General features: G+C 59.9%; 8 protein-coding genes. 2 read left to right on the top strand and 6 right to left on the bottom strand.

Annotated features, from left to right (window positions below; genetic code table 11):
• The 5 genes from VGU61_RS14960 to VGU61_RS14940 all read right to left on the bottom strand — a co-directional run bounded on the left by VGU61_RS14960 (position 1) and on the right by VGU61_RS14940 (position 5,369).
• Positions 1-1,128, bottom strand: coding sequence for a glycosyltransferase family 1 protein (locus tag VGU61_RS14960; RefSeq protein ID WP_326859968.1), 1,128 nt, complete (start codon positions 1,126-1,128; stop codon positions 1-3).
• On the bottom strand, positions 1,125-2,048 hold the full coding sequence (locus tag VGU61_RS14955) for an NAD-dependent epimerase/dehydratase family protein (protein WP_414691644.1): 924 nt from the start codon (positions 2,046-2,048) through the stop codon (positions 1,125-1,127). Before VGU61_RS14955 ends, VGU61_RS14960 begins: the two co-directional genes overlap by 4 nt.
• Positions 2,026-3,069: a GDP-mannose 4,6-dehydratase gene (gene gmd, locus VGU61_RS14950; RefSeq protein ID WP_326859966.1), complete on the bottom strand. Its 1,044-nt coding sequence runs from the start codon at positions 3,067-3,069 to the stop codon at positions 2,026-2,028. Before gmd ends, VGU61_RS14955 begins: the two co-directional genes overlap by 23 nt.
• A gap of 93 nt (positions 3,070-3,162) precedes the next feature.
• Positions 3,163-3,948: an ABC transporter permease gene (locus tag VGU61_RS14945; protein WP_326859965.1), complete on the bottom strand. Its 786-nt coding sequence runs from the start codon at positions 3,946-3,948 to the stop codon at positions 3,163-3,165.
• 11 nt (positions 3,949-3,959) lie between these two features.
• Complete coding sequence (locus tag VGU61_RS14940) at positions 3,960-5,369, bottom strand: mannose-1-phosphate guanylyltransferase/mannose-6-phosphate isomerase (protein ID WP_326859964.1); 1,410 nt, start codon at positions 5,367-5,369, stop codon at positions 3,960-3,962.
• 315 nt (positions 5,370-5,684) lie between these two features.
• Between VGU61_RS14940 and VGU61_RS14935 the strand changes: the two genes are divergently transcribed.
• Both VGU61_RS14935 and VGU61_RS14930 read left to right on the top strand, forming a co-directional pair.
• A complete protein-coding gene (locus VGU61_RS14935) occupies positions 5,685-5,957 on the top strand; it encodes a hypothetical protein (RefSeq protein ID WP_326859963.1) in 273 nt (90 codons plus the stop codon).
• Between the two features lie 89 nt (positions 5,958-6,046).
• Positions 6,047-6,883 carry a symmetrical bis(5'-nucleosyl)-tetraphosphatase gene (locus tag VGU61_RS14930; protein WP_326859962.1) on the top strand — a complete coding sequence of 279 codons (837 nt, stop codon included), beginning with the start codon at positions 6,047-6,049 and terminating at the stop codon, positions 6,881-6,883.
• On the opposite strand, the gene VGU61_RS14925 is transcribed toward VGU61_RS14930, so the two are convergent.
• Complete coding sequence (locus VGU61_RS14925) at positions 6,862-7,647, bottom strand: lysophospholipid acyltransferase family protein (RefSeq protein WP_326859961.1); 786 nt, start codon at positions 7,645-7,647, stop codon at positions 6,862-6,864. The two genes, VGU61_RS14930 and VGU61_RS14925, sit on opposite strands and share 22 nt — an antisense overlap.
• Position 7,648 lies beyond the last annotated feature (1 nt).

Genomic DNA, 7,648 nt, shown 5'->3' with positions numbered 1-7,648 from the left:
TTAGCGTCCAAGAACCGCACGGTACACCTCCGCTGTTTTTTCGACGGTCTGGCGCCAGGTAAGCTGCGCCGCCCGCTCCTTGCCGGCAGCGATGCAGCGCTGCCGAAGGGCATCATCCGTCGAGAGGTCCTGCATGGCCGTCCCGATCTCCTGCACGGACAGGGGATTCACCTCGAGCGCCGCCCCCAGCGAGACTTCCGGCAGCGACGTGGTGTTCGATGTCACGACCGGCACACCGGACGCGAAGGCTTCCACCACCGGGATGCCGAACCCTTCATGCAGCGATGGAAAGACGAACACGCCGGCGCCGGCATAGATCTGGCGCAATGCCGCTTCGCCTGATACGTAATTCAGCCAGACCACGTTCTCGCCGGCTTCCTTCGCCCCTTTCAGCCTGGCCAGCACCTCGTCGCACCGCCAGCCGGCGCGGCCGACGATGACGAGCTGCCTTTCCTTCTTGATTTCCGCGGGAAGCTTGAGATAAGCATCCAGGATGCGCTCCACATTCTTGCGCGGCTGCAGCGTGCCGACGAAGAGGAAATAACCGGGGCGCAGCCCATGTTTCGCCATCGCCGTCTCGACCTGTTCCACCGGCAACGGCTGGAGCCACTGCGACGCGACGCCGCAATGCACGACTGAAATCCGCTTCTCATCCACGCCGAAGCATTCGACCAGTTCCGTGATCGAAAAATGCGACAGCGCAATCACATGGTCCGCAAAGCCGGCCGTCTTGCGCAGGAAGTGATTCTTCACCTTGCGCATTGCCCCGCCATACCACTCGGGGAATTTCATCGGAATGGCGTCGTGCAACGTCGCGACGACCGGGCAGCTCATGCGATTGATCCGGTAATCGGTGGCATGAAAGATGTCGACGGGAAGCCGGGTACGCCACAAGGGCATGGCGACATCCCGGAGCAGCGTGAATTTGTGTGCCGCAGGCAGCGGCTTGCCGACCGCCATGCGCTTGTTCGAAGATCCCAGCGGATAGGACCAGGGCTGCACTTCGCAGCCGTGCCGGGGCAAGCCATCCAGCAGCACGGATGTGTAAACACCGATCCCGTCAAGCCCGAGCTTGACGTATTCCGGTTCCAGCAGGTTTGTCGACAGTCCGACAGAAATCTTGGTCATGCGTTGTACATCCAATCCAGCGTGCTTTCCAGCGGATACGTGGCAACCTGCCCGACCGCCCTTTGTAATTTTTCCGCCGACCCGACCAGCCGCTTGACCTCGTTGGCGCGGGTGAACGCGGGATTGACCCTGACGTCGATCGGGTAGCCGGCAATCGCCGACATCATGTCAAGAACGCCGCCCAGAGTGTGCCCTCTGCCCGAACAGATATTGAACACCTCGCCTGCCGGAGCTTCCTCGAGCAGGCGGCGGTAGGCATTGGCGACCGTGCGCACATCCGAAAAATCGCGCTCGACATCGAGATTCCCCAGTTCGATCACCTGTGCACGCTGCACGAAATGCGACACGATTTTTGGAATCAGGAAATGCGGCTCCTGCCCTACGCCGGTGTAATTGAACGGTCTCGTCAGCACGATGGGCAAGCGATCGCTCCAGGTCCTGACCATATGTTCCATGGCCAGCTTGCTTACCGCGTAATGATTCACCGGCTGCGGCGGCTGTGCCTCGGTGATCTGGTCGGCGCGCGCATTGCCATAGATGTTCGCGCTGCTGGCGACCAGCACGCAACGCGGCGACAGTCCGGCATCCGCGATCGCCTGCAGCAGATTCAGCGTGCCGATCACGTTGACGCGGTAGAACGCTTCCGCGTCGGCATGCTGCACGAAACTGATCGCGGCCAGATGCACCAGATAGTCCGGGCGCACCTTCTCCATCACGCGCCGGCAATTGTCCGGGGCGGTGATATCGAGCGTGACTTCATGCGGCCCTGCCGCCGCACCGACGATGGCGCCTATCACCGAATAGCCGGCGCGCTCCAGTTCTTCGCGTACGTACTTGCCGGTAAAGCCGCGTGCGCCGGTCAGCAGCACGCAGCCCCGTCCTGCGGATGCAGATATGTCAGAAGGAGAAGCCAAGCGTATTTCTCCGGAGATCCGCCTGTACCATCATCTGGCACAACTGCTCCAGCGTCGTCGATGGCGACCAGCCGAGCTTTTCCTTCGCCTTGGCCGGATTGCCGATCAGCAGGTCCACTTCGGCCGGCCGGTAAAACTTCGGGTTCACCCGTACCAGCGTCTTGCCGCTCACCGCGTCGACACCCGTCTCCTGCTCGCCGTGACCGCGCCACTCGATCTGGAAGTCGGCGGCCTTGAATGCCATCGTCACGAAGTCGCGCACCGTCTCCGTACGGTTGGTGGCCAGCACGAAGGTGTCCGGTTCGTCGGCCTGCAACATCATCCACATTCCTTCGACATATTCCTTGGCGAAGCCCCAGTCGCGCTTGGCGTCGATGTTGCCCAGCTCCAGCACGTCCTGCTTGCCGAGGCGGATCTTGGCGACGGTGTCGGTGATCTTGCGCGTCACGAATTCCCGGCCGCGCAGCGGAGACTCGTGATTGAACAGGATGCCGCTGCAGCCGAAGATGTTGTACGACTCGCGGTAGTTGATGGTGATCCAGTGCGCATACAGCTTTGCCACACCGTACGGGCTGCGGGGATAAAACGGCGTGCTTTCAATCTGCGGAATGGCCTGCACCTTGCCGAACATCTCCGACGTGGACGCCTGATAGAAGCGGATCGCCGGATTGACGATGCGGATGGCTTCGAGCAGGTTCAGCGGCCCGATGCCGGTGATTTCCGCCGTGGTGGCCGGCTGGTCGAACGATACGCCGACGAAGCTTTGCGCCGCAAGGTTATAGACTTCGGTCGCGCCGGAGGTCTGCAGCAGGCGGATGCTGGCACTGAGGTCGGTCAGGTCGTATTCCACCAGGTTCAGGTTCGGGTGCTTGTCGATCCCGAGCTCCTCGATGCGCCAGAAGTTGACCGAGCTGGTGCGGCGGTATGTGCCATACACCTTGTAACCCTTTTGCAGCAGCAGTTCGGCGAGATAGGCGCCATCCTGGCCGGTGATGCCGGTGATAATCGCGATTAATGGTTTAGTCATTTGAGATGCGGATTGGAGTTAATGAAGATGCATGTGCGGAACTAAGGAAATCAGGAAACCGGGCACTGGCAAGGTGATGAACGGGCGAGCCGCTCAGAGCTCGTCGACTATCTCGCCGACACGCTTTCGGAACAGACGCATGCCGATCGCGCACAGCGCTACCGACACCAGTAGTGGCGTCATCAGGCTGCTCCATTGCGGCCATTTTGCGTGCACGAGCACATCCTGGTAAGCCACGATCAGCGGCACCATCGGGTTGAAGCTGATGTAGTGTTGCGCCCACTCCGGCAGGATCGCTAGCGGATAGACGATTGGCGTGAACCAGAACCAGAACTGCAGCAGCACCACAAAAAACTGGCCCACGTCACGGAAGAATACGTTCAGCACGCCGACGATCATGCCGAGTCCGACCGCGAACGCGACCTGAATCAGCAGCACCGGTAGCACGGCAATAATCGTCATGCCGGGAAACGAGCCCGACAGGATGAGAAAACCGATAAACAAGCTGAAAATGATTGCGAAGTTGACACCGGCATTCAGCACGACGATGACCGGCAGGCAAATGCGCGGAAAACTGATTTTCTTGATCAGGTTGGCATGTTCAATGAAGACGTTCTGCGCCCGCCCGGTGATTTCCGCGAACAGTCCCCATGTCAGCACGCCTGCGCACAGATAAATGCTGTAGGCGAAGCCGTTGCTTACGCCTGGCAGCTTGGCTTGCATGACCTGCGAAAAAATCACCGTATAGACGACAATCATCGCCAAAGGGTTGAGCACCGTCCACGCCGCGCCCAATAGGGAGTTGCGGTAGCGGGACTGGAATTCCCGTTTGACGCTGCCCGATATGAAGCCGCGATAGCTCCATATCGAGCGTATCATGCCAACGGCCATTATTGTGCCCTGCCGTAGATATCCTCGAAGCGGATGATGTCGTCTTCACCAAGATACGGTCCGCATTGCACTTCGATCAGCGCCAGCTCCCCGCTGCTGCGGTTGCTCAGACGGTGCTTGTTGCCGGCCGGAATATAAGTGGATTGATTGGCTTCGAGCGTGACCACCTGATCGCCGTTGACGACTTCAGCCAGGCCGGACACCACGATCCAGTGTTCGCTGCGATGCTGATGCATTTGCAGGGACAGCGATGCGCCCGGCTTGACGACGATGCGCTTGATCTTGAAGCCGGGTCCCTCTTCCAGCACGGTGTAGGTACCCCATGGACGATTGACCGTGCGGTGTATCTTGTGCGCGTCATGCCCTCTTGCCTTGAGCTGGCTGACCACCTGCCGCACTTCCTGGCTCTTCGACTTGTCCGCCACCAGCAAGGCATCCGGGGTGTCGATCACGAGCAGGTTATCCAGCCCGATGACCGCCACCAGGCGGTCCTTGGATTCGATATGGGTATTGCGGCTGTCGATGACGATGGTCTGGCCGCTGGTGTGGGTATTGCCCTCGGCGTCGGCGGGAATGGCATCCGCCACCGCGCTCCATGCGCCGATGTCGCTCCAGTCGAAATCGCCTGGAATGACTGCAATGTTCTTTGCCTTTTCCATGACTGCATAGTCGATGGAGATGTTTTCCAGCTCGCCGAAAGCCTGGGGCAATTCCATCTTGTCGGCTTCCAGGCAGGTGTTTTCCCAGATCTTCTGCGCCGATTCGAGCAAGGCTGGATTGTAGATGGCGAATGCATCCAGAATGGCGCTGGCCTTGAAGCAGAACATGCCGCTGTTCCAGACATAATTGCCTTGCGCGAGGTACTTTGCCGCGGTGACGGCATCCGGCTTTTCGACAAAACGCTGCACGAGGTTCGCATGCTGGCTGACCTTGTTGCCCATTTCGATGTAGCCGAATCCTGTTTCGGGTCCGGTGGGCTTGACGCCGAACAGCACCAGGAATCCGTCTTTCGCCAGCGCCTCTGCGTGCTGCACCGAGGTGTAGAACGACGGGGTGTCCTTGATCAGATGGTCCGCCGGCATCACCAGCAGGCAGGCGTCGTTCTTTTGCTGGATCGCCCACAGCGCGGCCAATGCGATGGCCGGCGCGGTATTGCGCCCTGTGGGCTCGAGAAGATACTGCGGCTTGACCTCCTGGTCGGCGAGCTCGTCATGCGAGAGAAAATAGTAGTCGCGGTTGGTGACGATCAACGGCACGGTATTGCCGGACACCGCCATCGCGCGCTCGTGCGTTTGTGTCAGCAGGCTCTTGCCGCCGCCGATGCGCATGAATGGTTTCGGATGCGCTTCGCGTGACACCGGCCAGAGCCGTGTACCGGCGCCGCCGGAGAGAATGACAGGAATTAACATAATAATCTCGCAGTTCTTTTACCAGTGAGGCTTCGGGCGGCATCGGATGGATGCCGTCCGGCGCTGTTGCGCATCATGACCGGGTAAGTCCGGATACACGCTATCGCGGGCCATTTGCATGCGGAGGCGATACGGCGCAAAGGCGCGTCGAACCGCTTCCCGCATATCTTGTGTCTCCCACCTGACTGCCCCGATGGCTTCGATTGCAGACGAATCCGGCGGCAGAAGTGGCACCAAAATAGTCTGGGCAATACTGAAACAACCGATTTGACCTTGCGCAGGAATATCGAGAATGCAACACTGCACTTCATCGACTTGCTGCTCGAAATCAATCTTCGCTGCACGGTATTGCCGGCGGCAAAGTACCAGCTTGCCTTTTCTGCTCCAGTGGGCCTGATTCGGACACGCATTTGCACCTTGCTTCCGCAGATTGCTCTCACTGACTTCGCAGCCGCTGTATTCGTTTTAAAATCGCCCCGGCTGCGAAAAATCGATAGCCCGCCATTTTACGTGACCGGATTGGTAAAAACACATTTTACGAAGCGGATTACATCATTAATGAGCGTAAAAATTCGTAATGCTTTGTGAATATTCTTCACTTATTTGTATTTTTAGAGACCGGGTTCCAATGAACCTGGCCGCTTATTATAATAAATGCAACACCTCTTCTCCCACACATGACAATTTATGCAATCGGCGACCTGCAGGGCTGCCACGCAAAGCTGGTAGAACTGCTGGAGCGGATCCATGCACGGCATGCCGGCGACACCCTTGAACCCGAACTGATATTCGTAGGCGACCTGGTCAACCGAGGTCCCGGCTCGCTGGCGACCCTGAGACTATTGCGCTCGCTGGGCGACCGTGCCCGGGTCGTTCTTGGCAACCATGATCTGCACCTGCTCGCCGTGGCCAAGGGCATCCGGAAACCGCATTCCAGCGACACGCTGGACGACATCCTGGCAGCTCCGGACCGGGATGACCTGCTCGACTGGCTGCGCAGGCAGCCGCTGGCCATCCTTGAAGACAACCATCTCCTGATTCATGCCGGCGTGCTGCCGCAATGGACTGCTCATCAAACGCTGTCGCTGGCACAGGAAGTGGAAGCCGCACTGAGCGGACCGGACTGGGACGGCTTCCTGAGCCGGATGTACGGCAATACGCCGGCAAAGTGGGATGATGCGCTGGAAGGCGCCGACCGGCTGCGCTGCATCGTCAATGCGCTGACGCGCCTGCGCTTCTGCACGCCGGACGGCACCATGGCCCTCGCGGCATCGAAAGGCGTCGAAACCGCCCTGCCCGGTCATTTGCCATGGTTCGATGTGCCCGGGCGGCGGACCGAGGACATCACCGTGGTGTTCGGCCACTGGTCGACACTCGGACTGACCATCCGCCCCAACCTGCTCGGCCTCGATACAGGATGCCTGTGGGGTGGAAAACTGAGCGCCATCCGCCTGCAGGACCGCGCGGTGATCCAGGTCGATTGCCCGCAGTATCAGCGGCCAGGCGAAATCTGAGCTTCTTCAAACTCTGCCAGAGATTGAATGGCACCAGTGCTTAGTGCGGCGGTGATCGCCTTGTGTGTCACCCCCGCCAGCTCACGCCGGTGCATTCCCGGCGCGGCGTATATCGGCGGCAGCAACAGCAGCTGGGCATGGATGCGCCCCGCTTTCAGGATCGCCACGATGCTCTGGAGGAAGCTCATGTCGCCGACGAAGTCCGCCGCCGGATGGTAGTTGCCGGCATCGTCGAGGTAGCGCACCGCGCAGGGCTGTATCGGCACCTGTGCCTCGACGGCGGCTTCGAACAGGTTTGCATGGAACGGAAGCGGGTTCCCCTGCGCGGCGGTCGTCCCCTCGGGGAAAAACGCCACATGCTCGCCTGCCTCCAGGCTTGCCACCAGGCCCTCGTAGATTTTCCGGACATCCCTTACCCGCCCGCGCGCGATGAATACTGTTCCGGCCTTGTCGCATAGCCAACCGATCAGCGGCCAGCCGCGAATATCGGATTTGGCGACGAAACGGCATGGCAGGACGGAATCGATGACGAAAATATCCAACCATGACACATGGTTGGAGACGAAGAGTGAACGACGCACCACGTTCGCCTCCAGCGCGCCGACCACCTCGACACGCACGCCGCAGATCGTCAGCAATCTGCCTGCCCACCGGCGGATGCGGTCCTGCTTTCCGGCGGCATCCAGCCGGGGGAAGACGAACGCGCACGTCGCCATGCCTGCGAACAGGTGAAGCATGACGCGCAGCAACCGGTAAGCGATCATG

This window comes from Noviherbaspirillum sp., assembly GCF_035944575.1.
Lineage (GTDB): Bacteria > Pseudomonadota > Gammaproteobacteria > Burkholderiales > Burkholderiaceae_D > Noviherbaspirillum.
This window is presented reverse-complemented; position numbering and strand designations above follow the sequence as displayed.

What these genes read in the sequence shown, in the direction of transcription:
- gmd (WP_326859966.1), bottom strand. Translation starts at nt 3,069, where the DNA reads ATGACTAAACCATTAATCGCGATTATCACCGGCATCACCGGCCAGGAT.
- VGU61_RS14930 (WP_326859962.1), top strand. Translation starts at nt 6,047, where the DNA reads ATGACAATTTATGCAATCGGCGACCTGCAGGGCTGCCACGCAAAGCTG.
- VGU61_RS14925 (WP_326859961.1), bottom strand. Translation starts at nt 7,647, where the DNA reads ATGATCGCTTACCGGTTGCTGCGCGTCATGCTTCACCTGTTCGCAGGC.
- VGU61_RS14945 (WP_326859965.1), bottom strand. Translation starts at nt 3,948, where the DNA reads ATGATACGCTCGATATGGAGCTATCGCGGCTTCATATCGGGCAGCGTC.
- VGU61_RS14960 (WP_326859968.1), bottom strand. Translation starts at nt 1,128, where the DNA reads ATGACCAAGATTTCTGTCGGACTGTCGACAAACCTGCTGGAACCGGAA.
- VGU61_RS14940 (WP_326859964.1), bottom strand. Translation starts at nt 5,369, where the DNA reads ATGTTAATTCCTGTCATTCTCTCCGGCGGCGCCGGTACACGGCTCTGG.